The organism is Pseudoalteromonas simplex, assembly GCF_015278155.1.
In the GTDB taxonomy this organism is placed as follows: domain Bacteria; phylum Pseudomonadota; class Gammaproteobacteria; order Enterobacterales; family Alteromonadaceae; genus Pseudoalteromonas; species Pseudoalteromonas simplex.
Genome location: NZ_JADILN010000001.1, coordinates 569,247 through 588,222 on the forward strand (window position 1 = coordinate 569,247; position 18,976 = coordinate 588,222).

Sequence of the window (18,976 nt, forward strand, 5' to 3'; positions counted from 1 at the left end):
AATTATTTTCATTAATTAATAAATTTTATTACTGCTTTTTGATTTTGCTGCGTCCTATTAATAGCTCTAAAAAATAATGAGAACTATTTATGTTAAAAGGCCGCTTATCGCGTTTAATTTTTACAGTCTTGCTATGCTTGCAATTTACATTTTCTGCAAAGGTGTTAGCGGATCAAGCCCACCAACTTGATATACCTCAAGGTAGTTTGGCTGAGGCACTTAATACATTTGCCCTCCAAACAGGCATCTTGCTGCAGTTTGATCCTAAGCAAGTTGGCGATCTGCAATCAACTGGTCTAAAAGGGGAATTCGAACTTGATACAGGATTCCAACAGCTCCTCTTAGGGACTGGCTTGTATGCCGAGAAAACGGCTAATGGAAGTTATGTTATACGTGTACTCTTAGCCCAATCAAATGGTGATATTTTACTCGATACCTTAGAAGTTCAGGCTACATCTAATAAACGTATAGAAATTTATCAATCAGCCTCTTCATATACTCAACTTGATCAAGCTCAGCTTCAACGTATTGCCCCACGTGATACATCAGATATTTTCTATAACGTTTCAGGTGTTACCACTTCCCAAACTCGGCAGGAGCCTGGGGTTGCAGTAAATGTTCGTGGCTTACAAGATTTTGGTCGAGTTAATGTGATGATTGACGGAGCTAGGCAGAACTTCAAACGAAGTGGTCATGGTGCCAATGGGATGGTTTATTTAGATCCTCAATTACTGTCGAGTGTCGAAATTGCAAAGGGACCAGTAGGCGAAAGTGGTGGTGCTGGCGCGATTGCTGGTGTTGTAAATTTTAAAACGCTTGAATTTGATGATTTAGCGGCTCCCGGTAAAGATCATGGTACTAAGCTAGCCATTTCATCTGGCAACAATGCCTATCACATGCAAGGCTTATTAGCGTCTACTGTGCGTGTGGGAAAAGATCTAGAACTTGTTGCTGCGGTAGGGCATAAGAATGTTGGCCGTTTTAAGCCAGGTCAACATGGTGGTAATGCTGATTCTAGTAATTACTTTAGCGCAATGAGTAACTTTACCGAGCAAGATAACTGGTCGTCATTACTCAAAGCTGATTACACAATAAATAAAGAGCAGTCAGTAAAACTTAGCTATATCGGCTTTTATGGCAACTTTGAAGAAGGCTCAACGACATCAGTAGATGCAGAGCCCGAAAGTAGCAGTTCACTTAATAACGATACGATTAAATTAGATTACACATGGGCTGCAAATTCAAATTACCTCAATCTTAATGCCAGTGTTTATTACAACCGCACTCAAATGCGTCAGCATGTTTATGAAATGGGAGAAAGCAGCAATCCCTACGGCGAGTTTAAATTGCAATATGAAACCAACACCCTAGGTATGGTTGTTGATAATCTTGCCTTTTTTAGTCTCAAGCATGATTGGTTAACACAACATGAGTCATTGTTATTAGTTACTTTAGGCGGCGAGTATTTTAAAGACTGGACAGAGCCTCAAGCAATACAGCAAACGCCAGGAACTGGCGACCCATCTTGGTTTACAGGTGCAACCCCTGAAGGTGATCGCTCTCTAGGCAGTGCTTATATTCAAGCAGAATGGCAATACGGCGAGCATTTTTCTTTTGAATCAGGTTTGCGCTATGAGCAATTTTCACTGCAAGGAGGTGGAGAAATATACTCTGGTTACATTCTTAACCCTCCCGGAGTTTCGCCTAGTCGCACTTTGATCTATACCGACTTTGACGTTGACCGGCATGAAAATTACCTTTCACCAAATATGCGTTTAGCCTATCGCTTTAACGATAAAATACAAGGCTACTTAAGTTCAGCTCAGGCAGTCAGGCCGCCTGAAATCACAGAGACCTTATTATTTGGTGCTCATGTTGGTAACTCTTTCCCTTTTTATCCAAACCCTGGACTTGAAGCTGAAGAAGCTTGGAATAATGAAATTGGTCTTAATTTTGAGTTGCTTGATATAGCCAAAGGCCACGATTTATTCATTAAAACAGCATGGTTCGAAAATACCATCGATAACTTTATTGTCCAAGGTCGCGTGATGAGACCTACTTCTATTGATGACAATGGAATGACATTGAGTTATGTCAATTTACAAGATGAAATCCGTTTTGATGGCCTTGAACTGCAAGCTGATTATGAATCAAAAAGGCTATTTGCTGAGCTTAATTACACCAAAATGAATGTTGACCTTGGCAAGGGAGGCTATGATCCATTTCCTCTAGGCAGCCAAGTAGGTTATCCAGAAGCAAGTATGGGTCAAGCTGGATCGGGAAGCTTGAACTATATCCCTCCACCAAAACACAGTGGTGCATTGACCCTAGGCTTAAAGTTATTTGAAGACACTTTAAAGTTAGGCGCTCGAATGCGTTACGAAGATAACGACGGTCGTGGTGGCAGCGCTTATGAAGACGTTGTTGACTGGCAAGTTTATGACTTTTGGTTGGAATATCAATTCACATCACAGTTTAAATTACGTATGTCGGTCGACAACCTGACCGATCTCAATTATGCCGAAGCAAATGGTACTTCATATTGGATTGCGCCTGGGCGCACCGCCACTGCTCAATTAACCGCAACATTTTAAATAATAAAGGAATAAAAATGCGACATACCTTTAAGCTAGCCCTTATTACCAGTGCATTGTTTAGCGCAAATCTTGCAAGTGCAGCTGAAATTAACCTACAACAATTACATGCATTTGGTACACCGCCGACCATTATGATGGGCGGCGATAAAGGCATGATGCCTGCAAAACCACCGACATTAAATACCCATAATGGTAAATTAATAGGTACTTTTCTTTCTGGTGGTGGTAGTGACTTTGCCACGCTAACGCAGTCGGGTATTTATAGCTTCACTCCCCAATTAACTGAAGGCGAGTTAACCGACTACACCACATATATAAACGAAGTTAATAACGACACGCTAGCCTTTGTAACGAATATCGTGGTTGATAGTCAGGGAGTTGTTTACGGTGGCGCAAACAGAACATTATTCAAATGGAGTGAAGGCGAAGTAATAGAGGATGCACTATCGCATTTGGATCTCTCTAGTATTAATGGCGGAGACTTCCGAGTACAAGGCTTGATGACGATAGATGCACAAGACAACATCTATTTTGCCGCTTATGAACGAGGTAGTGATTATAGTGCATTACTGCGTCTTAATAGTGAAGGTGAAATCGCAGTACTGATTGACTTTAGCCGTGATGAATACAAACAGGGCAATATTTTTACTAAAGGTGAAGCGCCTGCCTCACTGATATACAGTGAGCAAGATAATGCTATATATGGCCTTGCACATAAATCTTCAAAGTCTGATGGAGCAGGCAGTACCGAAGGCCTAGAAGATGGCGACTTCCCAAGCGGCACCTTGTTTAAGCTAGATTTAACCAATGTTAAAACGGATGGCAGCTCAGAAGTACAAATTTTAAAAACCTTTTCTAATAACCTACATGGTCTTATTGATGACCATACCTTAGCAACCAACTCGTTAGTAGAAAGCAGTGATTGGTTATACGGAACGTCAGCTAAAACAGTATGGCGTGCCCACAAAACCAATTTAGACGCATTTACCGTGTTACATACATTTGGATCAGAACAAGATGAAGCAGAAACAAACCTAAATGGTAAAACGCCAGCGGGTCCACTTGTAGTTGCAGCAGATGGAAATATTTACGGTACAACAACCGCCGGAGGCAGTGACGATAATTCAGGTGTGCTATTTCGTATTAATCTAAGTACAGATGCACGTGATCTTGATAAAGAGCAAGACAATTTTCAGCTTGTACTCCACTTTGCAGATCAAGCTTCACCTTTACCAGTAGGTTTAACTGCTGGTGCGCGAGAGAATGGCGAACAAATTATTTACGGTGCCACCAATGGCGACGCGGTAAACGACACAGGAAGCGTATATCAATTCACTGTAAAAGAGCATGCCTTGGAGTTTACCACTCAAACTTCAGAAATAACTTTAGGAGAGAGTGTTGAAGTCAACTGGCAGTCAACCAACTTAAGCCAATGTACTGCCAGTGGCGATTGGCAAGGTGCAAAAGAAACCAGTGGTACTGAATCAATTGAGCCAAGCTCTGAAGGTGAAAAATCTTATTTATTAAGTTGCCAAGACACTGACCAAAAAACACATGTTCAGTTAGTTAATGTGGTTGTAAATCCAAAACCAGAGCTGAACTTTACTTCTTCAGTTACCGAAATCACCTTAGGAGAAAGCGTAGAGTTAAATTGGCAAACATCTAACTTAAGCCAATGTACGGCTAGTGGTGACTGGGAAGGTACAAAAGAAACCAGTGGTACCGAAACTATCGAGCCAAGCACTGATGGCAACAAATCATACATTCTAACTTGCCAAGATAACGACCAAACTGACTATGTTCAAACTTTGGATATTTTAGTTAATCCTGCACCAGAACCAGAACCAGAGCCTGAACCAGAAGATAATAGCAGCAGTGGTGGGGCATTTGGCAGTCTAATCTTGGCTCTTGGCTTATTAGTTGGTAGACGCTTTCGTAACAAAATTAAAAGCTAAATTAGCAACCAGTTTTGCTAATTAACCCAGTCATATCAATCTGGCGCGCAATTGATATGACTATTTCAGACCTCTAGGTCATTACAAAAACAGAAAAGGAAATATTATGTCTATACAAGTTTCATATGGTGCAAATTATAGCTACGGCAGTTTAAATGACTTTTTCACCTACGCAAGTGAGTTTTTTACTGATACAACTTACGATGAAAGCATTGGTAGTTTCGCTGGTACTGAAAATCCAGATCCTATTGTAGATTTAGGTTTTTGGGGGAGCTTTGGCACATTCTCTGGCACGCAATTTGTGCAAGAGGGCACTTCAAGCGATGGCAGCCTAGGCTTTATCATTCAGGCTGCTGATGGCTCTTACTTAGATTACACCTTCTTCTCTAGCCCATCTCATACAATTTACGGTGAAATTGCCTCAATTTCCTTTGGTTACGGCATCACTCAAGATGCTAACGGTGAATACAGCTTCACTGATGAGTTAGTTAGTTTCGATGGTCTAGATACCATAGGCCTAAATGCCGGTATTGATACAAGCGGCAATGTGATTGACCGTACAACTGGTGACAATACCACCCATAACATTGTAGATGGCTTAAAAGATGCGGAGTTTGATTACTTCACTACTTTACTATCTGACAATGGAATTGACTTAACCCTAAACGACACTGGTGCTGCTAGCTTTGCATCACTTGAGACTATTGGTGTTTCAAGCTTTGTCGAATACGAACTCGTTGCATAATCTAACTGCACTGTAGCTTTGCTGCAGTGCTACTTAAAATTTATTGAGCTAGCTATGAAAACACTCTGCATTTTTTTATTCACTTTGCCGCTTTCTTGTTTTGCTACCACGGCGGTTGACGATGTTAGTGTAAATTACCTGACTTCACTTCATTATAGTGGCCCTGAAGGTTGGCCTACGGCAGGGAAACCCTATGCACCCCCTATCTATAATGCTGAGCGAGACCAACTGCTGGGAATATCATCCACAGGACATGTAGATATTTTTGGTAACGACACTAGGGCAGCAAATATGTGGGGGCTGGCGCCGGTGCAAGGTCATTATTTTTCATTGGCTAAAGATATTAAATCATACGTGGGTTTTGCTGAGCATCCACAGCTTGATAGGCTTTATAGTATTGATTTAGATGGTAACATTTTTTATGTCCACTCAGATGGCAGCAATAAAAATATTGTTTTTGATAACAGTGAGGAAGAGCTTAGCAGTCAACCTAACGTTCAGCCTATTTTTGATCAGCAGGGGAGGCTATTGTTTATAGACACTGACGGCGAATCTTACTCGCGGTTAATGCGCTTAGACGCCGATAACACCCTGATTGAACTGCATAGATTTAACAATAACCCGCATGGCTATTATACTGGTGCGGGAGGTATGTTATTGAGTGGTAATACATTATTTGGCTATTTGGCCTACCCCAGAGGCACACCATTTTTAGATACACTCTCGATTGATGATGATTTTATTGTCGGCGCCCTCTACGCAATGGACTTAAGTAACGACCCAGTACAAAGCCCTGAAATTATACACGAGTTTACCTTAGCCGAGGGAGAAGTTCCGTGGACAAGAGGTGAAGCTGCGCGTATAGCCACCTATTTGGTTGAAGACCAACAAGGTTATTTATACGGCACCACGTCGGTAGGTACTTGTAAAACAAAAGGAATAATCGTTCATAATCAGCAAGAGGCAAAATTTGATAATGGCATTTGTGGTGGTAGCTATGCCTTATATTCTGTGACCGATAAAGAAAACCTCATCCATACAGAATATCCTCATTATGATGGCAGTAACCCTTTTGGCTCTGTATTTAGAGTAAAAAAAGATGGTTCTGATTTTGTGTTAGTGCATACATTTAGTGACCTAGATGGCAGTCAGCCCCGCGGACCAATGGCGATTACGGACAATGGCTACCTTTATGGTACAACGATGGGGGGCGGTGTCCATAAAGATGAAGTTATAAGCGTAAAGCAAGGTAACCCATATCCTTCACAATTTGGGGAAGTAACCGGGAATGGCACCATTTATCGCATTCGCCTCGCAGATATTAAAGTTGAAAATGGCGTGGTCGTTGAAAGTGGTTTTGAACATGTACACTCTTTTAAAGCGGGGATAGATGTTGATGCCGACGGCAAAGTGCCAACCGGTATTATGTTAGCTGCAAACGGTAACTTATACGGCACCACCTTATATGGTGGCCGAGGGTATACCGATAATTCTGGTAATAAATACCTCAATGATAAATTCGGTACTGTATTTGAAGTAGATTTAAGTGCTCAACAGCCGACAGGCTCAGTGTCAATCAGCATAACTCCAGGGACTATAAAGCAAGGAGAGCAAGCCGAAGTGACTTGGTCCAGTTTTAATGCAACAGACTGTAAAGCAACGGGGGAAACAGTGATTGGCGACTGGCAACCTGATTCGCCACTAGAGCCGCAAGGCAGTATGGTTATTTCGCCACAGACAGGGGTTTATACATTGACAGTTAATTGTAAGGATAGCGATGTGAATAGTCGTTTTGCTGCCCTAGCAACCTTGTATGTGGATGCAGAAGCAAAAGCAAAAGACAGTGAGTCACTTAGCTATGGTAATGGCGGCAGTTTAGACTGGCGTTGGCTGTTTTTGTTAACTGCGGCAGCATTGTTTAAACCAGTTCGTGCAACGAGGTTTAAATGAACGCTTCGCAAGCGCTTAGTAAACCACTTAAAGATGCTTTAAAGCTGCAAATGCGCAGTTTTTATCATGTTGCAGGGTTTAGTGCGGTCATTAATGTATTAATGCTGTTGCCTGCAATCTACATGTTGCAGGTTTATGATCGCGTTTTGAGCTCAGCAAATTTAGACACCTTATGGCTAATCTCTTCGATGGTTGCGGTATTTTTCTTATTAATGGGGGGGCTGGAGTGGATCCGGAGCCGAGTATTAATAAGCATTAGTCAACAATTTGATAAAACTTTACACAACCGTGTATTTAATGCGTTATATCAGCATCAACTTAAAACTGGTAACGCTAACTCAGGACTACTGATTAACGATCTTAATCAAGTTCGTCAGTTTATGACAGGGAGTAGCGTGTTTGCCTTTTTTGATGCGCCTTGGGCGCCTATTTTCTTAGTCATTCTGTTCTTTTTTCACCCTTTATTGGGCACGCTCGCATTGGTTGGTAGTTTAGTGTTATTTGCTTTGGCTTTAGCAAATGAATTATGGGCTAAACAGTCTCTAGTTTTAGCCTCACAAGCAACTACAAATGCTAACAGACTCGCCAGCGATATCATTAATAATGCCGAAGTTGCTCAAGCCATGGGTATGCAGCAAAATTTACAAGAACGATGGCAGTCAGAACACTGGGCTGGAATTTGCCATCAAAGTGAAGCGAGTAATTTTAGTTCTGTGCTTACTGCAACCAGTAAAGTTTTACGACTAGCATTACAGTCAATGATGCTAGGTGCAGGCGCATGGTTAGCTGTTGCGGGAGAAATAACAGCTGGAATGATGATTGCGGGCTCTATTTTGGCAGGACGCATGCTCTCGCCAGTTGAGCAATTGGTTGGTGCTTTTAAACAATGGCAATCAGTAAAGCAATCACAACAACGTTTAAATGGCTTGTTATGTCAATATCCATCAGTAAAGGAAGGGCTTTGTTTACCTAAACCAAGCGGTAAATTAACCATTGAGAACGCCACTTTAATCCCACCAATGGCTCAGCATCCTGTTCTTAAAAATATTAGTTTTGAGCTTGAACCTGCAGAAATTTTGGCCATTATAGGCCCCTCAGGTGCTGGTAAATCATCAATTGCGAGAATGCTATGCGGTATTTGGGAGCCGCGTATAGGTAAAGTGCGTTTAGATGGCGCAGATGTATTTCAGTGGAATAAACAAAGCTTAGGCCCTTTTATTGGTTATTTACCACAGAATGTGAGCCTTTTTGCAGGCAGTATCGCGCAAAATATTGCACGATTTGGCGAGGTGGATGATCACTTGGTGATTAAAGCCGCGAAGTTGGCTGGGGTCCATGACATGATACTCAAGTTAAGTAATGGTTATGAAACGCAACTAGGTGAAGCAGGAACCGGTTTATCGGGCGGCGAAAAACAGCGCATAGGTCTTGCAAGAGCAGTGTATGCTGATCCTAAGGTGGTTATTTTAGATGAAGCAAATGCGAATTTAGACGACAGCGGTGAGGCTGCGTTAGCAGCAACAATCAAAACGTTAAAGCAAGCTGGCAGTAGTGTGATATTCATAACTCACAGAGCGAATATTTTAGCTATGAGCGATAAAATATTGTTACTAAACAAAGGCCATGTTCAGGCATTTGGCGCTAAAGAAAACGTATTAAACGCCATGCAAAGAGCCAAACAAAGTCAACAAGGAGTGGCAATAGCATGAATGCTCAACACGGCATAGCAGGTCGTAAATACATTCTTTGGGGCTGGATTATGACGGCACTAAGTTTGGGTGTTTTTTTACTTTGGGGAGCCTTTGCACCACTGGATAAAGGTGCTGTGATTGAAGGTCAAGTTATTGTATCTGGAAGAAAAAAACAAATACAAGCTCCACAAAGTGGGGTGCTTGCCCAGTTGTTAGTGCAAAATGGTCAGTGGGTTGAGAAAAATCAGCCTTTAGTGACCCTCGATAACCGAGTCGCTAAAAGTCAGCTTGAGGCCGCAACAACTCAATATTATATGGCACTGGCAGAAAAGGAACGTTTATATGCTGAGTTTACACAAACGCCGAAGTTGCATTATTCATCAGCGCTAACCGAAATAGCATTACCACAAGCCGAAGAGGCTATGCGCTTGCATCAGCAATTGTTTGTACAAAGAAAAGCAACACAGGATGCTAAACTCTTACTGTTAGAAAATAACAAACACACTACGCAATCGAGAATTTTAGGCCTACAAAATGTGGTTGCCAGTCAGCAACAGCAATTGGCGGTATATAAAAACTGGCTTAGAGACACACAAGCTTTAGTTGATAAAGGCTATCAATCACAAGAAAAACTTTATCAATTACAGGCACAAGCTGCGGAGATCAGTGCTGATTCAGCAAATTCACAAGCAGAACTAAAAGCACAACAGGCCAGGTTATTAGAGCAAGACACTCAATTACAACAGACAATAAAAGCTTACAAACAAGATCTCAGTCAACAGATGGCTACCAATCAAGCAAGTATTAGTCATTTCAAACAGCAGATCATTACGGCTCAATTTAGCCTGGATAATAGTGAAGTTCGCGCACCAGCAGCGGGGCAAGTCGTAGGCCTTAATGCGTTTGGTGATGTAGTATCCCAATCACAATTATTAATGGAAATAATGCCTAAAGGCCAAACTCTTATTGTCGATGCGAAAGTACCAGTTCATCTAATTGATAGCATCTTACTTGGTCAAGAAGTTGATTTGCTATTTAATGCTTTTAATACCAGCACCACGCCAAAGGTAAAAGGCAATATAGATAGCCTGACACAAGATATTGTCAACGACCAACGAACTGGGCAACCTTATTATCAAGTAACTATTCGCGTCAATGAACAAGCGCTGCTAAAAGATTTGGTGTTACAGCCAGGGATGCCAGTTCAAGCATTTGTTAAAAATGGAGAGCGTTCGATGCTGAGTTATTTGTTTAAACCTTTTATTGATCGTATTCCTCATGCAATGGCTGATAATTAAAAAGAATTTCACTTTAATTAATAATTAAGAAGGTTTACCTAATAAATTAGTTTGAATGAGAATGATTATTGTTTATAATGTCCGCCTGCCACGCAACGGGACTTTGTAAATTTTGACTAGCAAGACCACTAACAGAACTGGGTTCAACTCGCTGTATCAAGAACACCACGAATGGTTAGTTCGTTGGATTGCTAAGCGAACAAGTAGTGCTGATAATGCCCAGGATCTGGCGCAAGATACGTTTATAAAATTGTTAAATAAGCCAATGCTTTATGATGATATGCGTAGCCCTCGTGCCTGGCTTACGAAAGTTGCTGGTAACTTGATGACAGATCAATTACGCAGGCAAGTGCTTGAACGTAATTATCAAAGCATGCTCGAATCAATGCCTGAGTCTGACTACTTTTCGCCCGAAGAGCAATTAGAGTTGCTTAACTTACTTGAGCAAATTGACAAGTTACTCACGGGTATGAAAGCAAAAGAAAAAAAAGCTTTTTTAATGGTTAGATTGGATGGCATGAGTTATAAAGATGTCGCAAGCGAACTAAAAGTAAGTTTATCTTCAGTCGAAAAATATATCGCTAAAGCAACACTACAGTGCTACCAACTTGTTTATTTTGACAGCTAAATCTGATGAATTTTAGACTCAATCACAATCAAGCTCATATTCCAGAACACATAGTTCAACAAGCAATTCGATGGCAAATTAAAATTGAATCTGGCAGCATCAGTGAGGCAGAGCAGGCACATTTTGTGAAGTGGCGCAGTGCAGATCCATTGCATGAGCTGGCATGTGCTCGGTTACTACACCTTGATAAAGCATTTAGTGATGTTGCTGTTAAGTCCGCTGGGTATGCACGAGAAACATTACAAAAAACAGACCATGAAATTGATAATCTGCAGCGTAGACGTTTGCTCAAAAGCGCGCTTGGTACGACACTAAGTGTAGCTGGTGTGGCTTTTTTAGCTGAGCAGCAAGGCGTTCGTCATTATTTAAGTGCCGATTTATCAACCAGAAATAGTCGCGAAGAATTTACCGTTTTCAAAAATAGCCAACTGTGGTTAAACCGCCATAGTACGGTAGAAATTGATGAGCACAAGAGTAATTCTATTACGCTCACGCAAGGTGAGTTATTTTTAAAAACCGCAGCTATTGATGCACCAGTACAACTGCACACTGCGCATGGTGTATTTGCTACTCAAAACGCAGAAGTATTTGTTCGTCATGAGGCAAGCCATGCGGTTGTACAAGTAAATAAAGGCTTACTGCATTACAGTGCAGCGGCAAGTGAAAACAGTTTATCCCTACAAGCAGGCTCAACGTATCAACTCTTTTCCAATAAACAATTTACGTTAAATTCTGGGGTTTTTGATTACAGTAGTTGGCGTCAAAATCTACTCACTGCCAGAGCCATGCCGCTTGCCGATTTTTTACACGAATTGGCTCGTTATCGAAGCGGCCATATTCGTTGCCATCCAAGTTTAAACGACACGCTAATTTCTGGTGTATTTCAGCTTTCAGATACAGATTTAATTTTATCAACTGTTGCACAATCAGTGGGTGCAAAGCTTAACTATCTGACCCGTTTCTGGGCTGAAATTTTACCAAAGTAAAATAATTCTCATTTATTTTTACGGCTTTTCATTTTTCGTTCGGCTTTATAGGTATGTAACGAAAAAAGGAAACTCACATGCCGTCTCGTGTATTGCTTACTAGCTGTGCCATATTTGTTTCGAGCCTGTTGTCTGTGGCCCCAATTTATGCGGCGCAATCATCAGCTAGTTCAGCTAATTTCACATTAGTTCAATTTGACTTACCTGCAGGTAATCTAGGTGATTCATTAACGCTGCTTTCACGACAAGCAGGGATCACACTGAGCTTTGATGAGCAAATCGTAAAAAATATCTCTGTATTAGAGCTTAAAGGACGCTACAGCACAGAAACTGCTTTAAATAAACTTTTACAATCAACCTCATTAGAAGCGTTTTTGATTGCTCAAAACGCTTGGATCATTAAAGCAAAGCCACAATCAGATGTGATTGCTCTTGATACTATTCAAGTTCAGGGACAACACAATAAACTCAAAAATAAAACCTATACCGAGGCAAAATCGGTAAACGTCATCACTCAGCAAGATATTGAACGATTTCGCGGTACCAGTGTTGGCGATATATTCCAAGGTACACCTGGGGTATTAGTCAGTGAGAACCGTAACTCAGGTGGTTTAGACATCAATATCCGCGGTATGCAAGGTCAAGGCCGTGTGCCAGTTATTATTGATGGAAGTCGCCAAGAAACAACTGTTTATCGAGGGTATTCAGGTGTCTCTAGCCGCAGTTATATTGACCCTGATTTAATTGGCTCAATGACGATTAGTAAAGGCCCTGTTATGGACGCGCAAGGGACCGGTGCGACGGGCGGATTAGTAAGTGTTAGCACTCTTAATGCAGACGATATTGTCAAAGAAGGGGAGCTGTCAGGTGTACGTTTAAGAGCGAGTGCTATTGGTAATAGCTCAAACGCACCTCAGCCTGGAACCTATGCAGGCTATTATCTCCCTCGTAATGCTTATCGCTCAGACTGTCGCTTTCCAACTTATTGTACTGAACAGTACTTGATGCCTGAGCATTTTGCCCCAGAAGAAGGAATGGACAGGCCTAGTTTGTTAGAGTTTGCGAGTTACGCGGGGAGTGTCGCTGCAGCAAAACGCTTTAGTTGGGGTGACTTAGTTGGTGCTTACGCTAAGCGTGAACAAGGCAATTATTATGCAGGTAGCCATGGCCCTAAACCCGAATTGATTTATGGTGAGCCGGTTAAAATGGCTTGGTATACCGAGACCCCAGTGTCAGTGGAAGGTGCGTCAAGATTTCGTGCTAATGAGCGTATACCAAATACAAATTTCAATAGTGAGTCGGTATTACTTAAAACGAACTTGGTGATGCCAAAAGATCATAGCTTAGAGATGAGTTATATCCTTTATAACAGCGAATATGGCGAAATGATGCCTTCGCAAATTCGCTCTTTTGGTCAAGCAAGACAATGGCTTGACAGCGAAGTAACAAACCATACCTATACATTAAAATACAAATGGCAACCGCTTACTTATGATTGGGCCGACTTTTCGGCTAATTTGTGGCACACAGATGCGATTACAGATTTAAATACGCCAGATGTCGGCTCGGTGGATATTGCCGATAACATAGCTCGAAAAGATGACTATCAGCGTTGGGGTGCTGAATTTAGTAATAAAATGATGTTCTACAATCATGGCGAACTTGCATTGAGCTATGGCATTGCTGGGCAGTGGGAAGATATGGATACCGACACGCCCCAAACAGAAGGTTTTTATGCTGGTTCACGAAGCGGTTGGCGTAAAGAGTTTAGTGCTTTTAGCGCTGTCGATTGGCAAATTACAAAGCAGTGGCAATTAGAAGCAGGATTACGCTTTAGTCATTTCTCTTCAAAAGATAATAATCCTTTAGAGCTTAAGCCCAATGATCCCGCATGCACACCTGATGGGCAAGGAAGCTGTGTCCCTGTCAATTATCAGAATAGTCACTCAGGTAGTGCGCCGCTTATTGCTTTAACATGGCAAGCGTTAGACGGTCTTCAATTATACATTAGACACGCAGAAGCTTTACGCATGCCAAGCTTGTTTGAAAGTACTTCGGGCTGGTCTGTGAGCCCTGTGCTTGATATCCCTCTGAAACCCGAGCATGCCAAAAACCAAGAATTGGGTATTAATTATTTAAACGAAAAAATAGCGAATAACACAGAGCAACTGGCTATCAAGCTTGCCTATTTCGAGAATCATGTAGATGACTATTTGACTCGAACACAACCAAATGCATGGGAGCAATCACAAGGCGGTATGCTCGATTTTTTCCGCATGCGCAATATCGACAGTTTAGATCTTAATGGTGTTGAGTTGAACTTTAGTTACACAACACCTTTTTGGTTAGTTGAATTAAGTGGCACTAAATATTCCCATATTGAAGTGTGTAATGTTGGTAGCTATGTACGCTATTACTGTAATGACTGGGGGATCCCTGAGAGCTACATCAATAATATGATCCCGCCTAACTGGCATGCCAGCATGCATTTAGGCTTACGTCTTTTTGATCAAAAATTCGAGACTGGTTTACGCGCTACCTTTATGGGCGAGAGAAACTCAATTCCTCGATACAACGCACCAACAGGTTTTAATGAGCCTGTGCTATGGCACAGCTATAACCTTTTAGATTTCTACAGTTCATACCAATTTAACGATACGGCGACCCTTGATTTTACTATCGATAATATTACCGATCGTTACTACTTAGACGCATTGAGCTTAGGACTTGTGCCAGCCCCAGGGCGCACAGCCAAGCTTAGCTTAACTTTACAATTTTAATTGCCAGAAAAACCTGCAAGGAGACCCCGATGAAATTGATGCTACATACATTCACCGCTATAGGGCTAGCTTTAGCGCTAACCGCTTGTGGTGGAGGTGGTGGTAACGACGATAGCACCCCTGTTGTTGTTGAACAAAAACCGACGGCTGTTATCACTAGCAGTACAGAACAAACAACGTTCTCACTTAAAGATGGTGCAGTACAAATTCAACTAAGTGCTGATCAAAGTAGTAGCGCTGATAACAAAGAACTTAGTTATCAATGGCAACTTATTTCTCGCCCAGAACAAAGTGAAGCGGTTTTAACCAGCAATGATAGTCTTAGCACCGACTTTGTGGCTGATCTTCCTGGTGAATATGTCATTAGTCTTATTGTTAATGACGGTGTTAATAACAGTGAAGCAACACGCATTACTTTTAATGCAACATCACCATATCCGACAGCAATCACTGAGCCTGTATACAGTGTAAGTTTGGGCACAACGAGTGTCGGCCTAGATGCAAGTGCTAGTTTACCTCCTACAGGCGAGACAGGCAGTTTAGATTATCAATGGAAGATTGTTGAAAAACCGGCTGAAAGTGCGGGTTATTTAAGCAATGAAACACTTAGTTTAGCTACTCTATTTGTTGATGTAGCTGGAGATTACAAACTTGAGTTGGTTGTTTATTACGGAAATATTGCCAGTGAACCAAAAACGGTTACCGTAACTGTTTCATCAGGTAATGCTCCACCTGTTGCGATTGCTGACGATGTGACGGTTAAGCTTGGGCAAACAGTCACGCTTGATGCATCACAAAGTAATGACCCTGAAGGAGCGTCTTTACAATACCGTTGGAAATGGGCTTACAGTCCTGTTGAACCTGATGCTATTCCATTACCTGAATTAACAGGAAGAACAACAGATACACTTACTTTTACGCCAGCTGCAGCGGGAGAGTATTCATTGGTACTGTTTGTGTTTGATGGTGCAAGAAAAAGCGAAGAGCGTGAAGTTCTTGTAACTGTAGAGAAAGATCCTGAGTCTAATAAAAACAAAGCACCCGTTGGCGAGTTACTCGCAACAGGCTATTTCCCTTCTTATAGTATTGGTGAACAAGAAGTTGGTTTACGCGCTGAGTTTAATTTTTCAGGCTATGATCCAGAAGGTGAAGCACTGCAAATAATCAGTGCGGAACTTATAGAAAAGCCAGAAACAAGTACTGTTGAGTTAGTTGATATTGGTTCTTGGAAGCCAATGGGCAAAAAGATCCAAAAGCTTGATGTTGAAGGCATGTATAAAGTACGAATGGTTGTATCTGATGGTGTTAATCAACTAACAACCAATGCAACAATGGAAGCTAAAATTGGTAATGTTAATGGGCAGCCTTCAACACGCGGTGTAGATGCTCAATCTAAATCAGTGATTGTAGGTGATGCACTCGTATTCGATGCATCAAGTGAAGACCCAAATGATGATCCAATGACATTCCATTGGGAACTTGTTGATCGTCCAGATGGCAGTAACGCGGTTATTGAGCCAGTTATTGAACCTGAAACCCAAGAGTATCGCCGTGCTCGCGTGGTAACTGACGTACCAGGCTCATATACTGCGCGCTTGATTGTTGAAGATGACCGCGGACTTTTTGCAAAAACTTATGCAGAAGATGATGGCCTTGCAAAACTTACCAATACTGCGCCTGAAATTCGTTCTGTTGTGTGGGCACGTAGTTGGGGAAGACTACAGCCAGGTGAAGATTACTATCAAATCTTACCGTGCATGTCATTATTACATCGCCCTGTTACGGTTGATGCTGATGGTGACGAAGTATTCACCCATGAAGAGTTAATTAGCACGCCTGAAGGTGGTGAGTTCACAAGTTACCCTGATGAAGCTGATTGTCCTGCCACACGCGGTCAAGTGTTTACCAAACCAGGTACTTATACATTCCGTTATTCAGCGACTGATTTAATAGACGATGCACCACAATATGATTTTGTTGTTAAAGTTGATCCATTATCAGAAGCGAAAGGTGTTCGCTTACGAAGTATTAATGAAGATGGCGAAAGCTTATGGCACCCACTACCGTATGAAACAATTCCACCATTTGCAAATGGCTTTAGTGCAAGCTCGCGTCCATTCTTAGAAGAAGGCTATGTGCAGTGGGAGCTAAGTGCTATGGACAGTGCGTATACAGTTGAAAATGTTAAGGTGAGCCATATTAATGGTGGTCTTGCGAGTCTTACCCCTCGTTTTGAAAACCTATATGAAGGACGTGTTATTCAACAAGGCGAAAGCTTAGCATTTCAAACCGTAGTACCTGCAGTGCCTTGTATTCGTAATGACGATAAGTCTGAAGGCTTCCATTTCTCTTTCAATATTAGAGAAATCCCAGAAATTACTTATGTATACGAAATATGGCGCACAGCCAATGACGACAGTCTTTTCAATGAGTGGGAAGAGTGTGAAGAAGGTCAGCTAAATTAAACAGCCAATTTAAAAACTTAAACAAGCGAACCTTCGGGTTCGCTTTCTTAATATTACCCCTTCCTCGTTCCTTTAGACCATATCGTAAATCAAACAAACGCATTCAGAGTTCACTCTGATAATACTAGTGAGGGAATTGTACGCAAATATACTTTTCCATTGTGATAATGCAAAAGCGTATTGCTAACGATAATGTAAGGCGAGGCTTAAGGGCAATGAAGGAGTAGCGTGCTACTTCTTTTTGTTTACTTATCATTTAATGTAATTAGAAACATGGCTAGTATTTCAACTTGTTTCTGCCCCAAGACGAGTTAGGATAAATGCTCTCATGGCTGCTTTGCGCGTGCAAATATATAGTTGCTTATTTAGCCAAACTTAGGTGTAATGAAAGTATAATAAACGCTGAGCAATGCAGGCCGAGCTTACATAACACTAACTAACCTGATTAAACTAGCTAGGAAAGTGAGAGCCTCAAAAAAGCCTAGTTTTTATAAGTAAAGCCATAGCATAGACAATACCAACTCTGACACTCCGAGCAGGTAACAGCTCAGTCCAACAACCGATTATGCAACACAAACTGCGTGTCGCATAAATACTAAAATGTTAGTTAGCAAGGGAGTTTATGCGATTATATTTACTTATTTTGTTGCTTTTATTCTCCGTCGAAAGCCTTTCCAATGTACTTGTGAAAAGCGAACATTCTGTACCTGTGGGGATGGCTGAATTAAATACATTCAAGAAAACCTGCGGAAACAAATGTAGCTTTACTGGGTATATCAATGTCAACAAACTGCATTTTAGTGAAGATGTAGAGTCAGGTGCTTTTTTATTGGTGCGAAGCGAAGGTGGGACAAAATCATTTTCGGTTGGCATTAAAGCAAATGAAGATGATAAAAGCGCTGAACTGGTTGTTATGTTTAATGATGGTAAAAATAATTCTGACTCTATCGTTTTAGCAAAGTCATCGTTAAATGCTTGGGAGGGTTTCTTATTATCATGGCACGATAAAGAGTTACTAATTGAAAATTTGCGCAGCGTAAAAAAGATAGGCTTAAACAACACACCTTATTCACAAATTGAGAAATCTGGGATTACATACCAAACTACGCTGACTTTTAGTCCAGATCACATTGCATATATGTTTATGGGCAGTGATGCGGAAATGTGGATCGAAATGAAAAACCAGAATTATAACTCTAGCTGGAAAGAGCGGTATGATAAAAACTAACAAAAGAATTATGCCGTTGAGCAAGCTCAACTGTTACGCGATTTCGTCGCGCACCATACTCAGGAGTTACCGAATAAATACTCTAACGTGCTTTTGTCCAGTAACGAGTTATTATCTTATTAATGCTATTCATACTTAAAACATACATAGTCACCAAACCTCTCACTTATCTCATCACATAACTTAGTTCGGTAGATAATCCCACTACATTACAGCTTTAATAATGCTCTCGGAGGATCTTAACTACTTTTAAGCTTGATCTAGATCAAAGAAACTTAATACGCTGCAATTTATAGTGCGCGGCTGCAATTTTCGTTGTTTTTAAAAACTAGATTAGATTTTAAAAACAATACCCATTTATAGTGCTTAAAGGTGTGTCATGGCATTACTCATCAATAACAAATGTATTAACTGTGATATGTGTGATCCTGAGTGCCCGAATGAAGCTATTTATATGGGTGCAAAAATCTATCAAATCGATCCTAATAAATGCACTGAGTGTGTTGGGCATTATGATAATCCTACCTGCGTTAGTGTATGTCCTATCGACTGTATTAAGCCCGATCCTAATCATCGTGAAACCTTAGATGAGCTTGCTGAAAAGTATATTAAGCTGACTGAGTGAATTAAAAATAAAATTTACTGCTTATTAG

12 protein-coding genes are annotated in these 18,976 nt (G+C 41.2%); all 12 read left to right on the forward strand.

Annotated features, from left to right (window positions below; genetic code table 11):
• Positions 1–89 precede the first annotated feature (89 nt).
• The 12 genes from IRQ78_RS02520 (at position 90) to IRQ78_RS02575 (ending at position 18,948) form a co-directional block, all read left to right on the forward strand.
• On the forward strand, positions 90–2,594 hold the full coding sequence (locus IRQ78_RS02520; RefSeq protein WP_194441258.1) for a TonB-dependent receptor: 2,505 nt from the start codon (positions 90–92) through the stop codon (positions 2,592–2,594).
• Between the two features lie 17 nt (positions 2,595–2,611).
• Positions 2,612–4,552 carry a choice-of-anchor tandem repeat GloVer-containing protein gene (locus tag IRQ78_RS02525; RefSeq protein WP_194441259.1) on the forward strand — a complete coding sequence of 647 codons (1,941 nt, stop codon included), beginning with the start codon at positions 2,612–2,614 and terminating at the stop codon, positions 4,550–4,552.
• 106 nt (positions 4,553–4,658) lie between these two features.
• Complete coding sequence (locus IRQ78_RS02530; protein ID WP_138599167.1) at positions 4,659–5,297, forward strand: heme acquisition protein HasA; 639 nt, start codon at positions 4,659–4,661, stop codon at positions 5,295–5,297.
• Between the two features lie 54 nt (positions 5,298–5,351).
• A complete protein-coding gene (locus IRQ78_RS02535) occupies positions 5,352–7,247 on the forward strand; it encodes a hypothetical protein (RefSeq protein WP_194441260.1) in 1,896 nt (631 codons plus the stop codon).
• Positions 7,244–8,956, forward strand: a complete 1,713-nt coding sequence (locus tag IRQ78_RS02540) for a type I secretion system permease/ATPase (protein WP_194441261.1) — start codon at positions 7,244–7,246, stop codon at positions 8,954–8,956. The genes IRQ78_RS02535 and IRQ78_RS02540 overlap by 4 nt, the downstream gene beginning before the upstream one ends.
• On the forward strand, positions 8,953–10,236 hold the full coding sequence (locus IRQ78_RS02545; RefSeq protein WP_194441262.1) for an HlyD family type I secretion periplasmic adaptor subunit: 1,284 nt from the start codon (positions 8,953–8,955) through the stop codon (positions 10,234–10,236). The genes IRQ78_RS02540 and IRQ78_RS02545 overlap by 4 nt, the downstream gene beginning before the upstream one ends.
• Positions 10,237–10,348: 112 nt before the next feature.
• Positions 10,349–10,864: a sigma-70 family RNA polymerase sigma factor gene (locus IRQ78_RS02550; RefSeq protein WP_194441263.1), complete on the forward strand. Its 516-nt coding sequence runs from the start codon at positions 10,349–10,351 to the stop codon at positions 10,862–10,864.
• Positions 10,865–10,869: 5 nt separating this feature from the next.
• On the forward strand, positions 10,870–11,850 hold the full coding sequence (locus tag IRQ78_RS02555; RefSeq protein ID WP_194441264.1) for a DUF4880 domain-containing protein: 981 nt from the start codon (positions 10,870–10,872) through the stop codon (positions 11,848–11,850).
• Between the two features lie 77 nt (positions 11,851–11,927).
• A complete protein-coding gene (locus IRQ78_RS02560; protein ID WP_194441265.1) occupies positions 11,928–14,630 on the forward strand; it encodes a TonB-dependent receptor in 2,703 nt (900 codons plus the stop codon).
• A gap of 29 nt (positions 14,631–14,659) precedes the next feature.
• Positions 14,660–17,095, forward strand: coding sequence for a PKD domain-containing protein (locus IRQ78_RS02565; protein ID WP_194441266.1), 2,436 nt, complete (start codon positions 14,660–14,662; stop codon positions 17,093–17,095).
• Between the two features lie 622 nt (positions 17,096–17,717).
• Positions 17,718–18,323: a hypothetical protein gene (locus tag IRQ78_RS02570; RefSeq protein WP_152967131.1), complete on the forward strand. Its 606-nt coding sequence runs from the start codon at positions 17,718–17,720 to the stop codon at positions 18,321–18,323.
• Between the two features lie 379 nt (positions 18,324–18,702).
• The gene (locus IRQ78_RS02575; RefSeq protein WP_054553587.1) at positions 18,703–18,948 is read left to right on the forward strand and encodes a YfhL family 4Fe-4S dicluster ferredoxin; all 246 of its coding nucleotides are present in this window, start codon (positions 18,703–18,705) and stop codon (positions 18,946–18,948) included.
• The last annotated feature ends 28 nt before the right edge of the window (positions 18,949–18,976 follow it).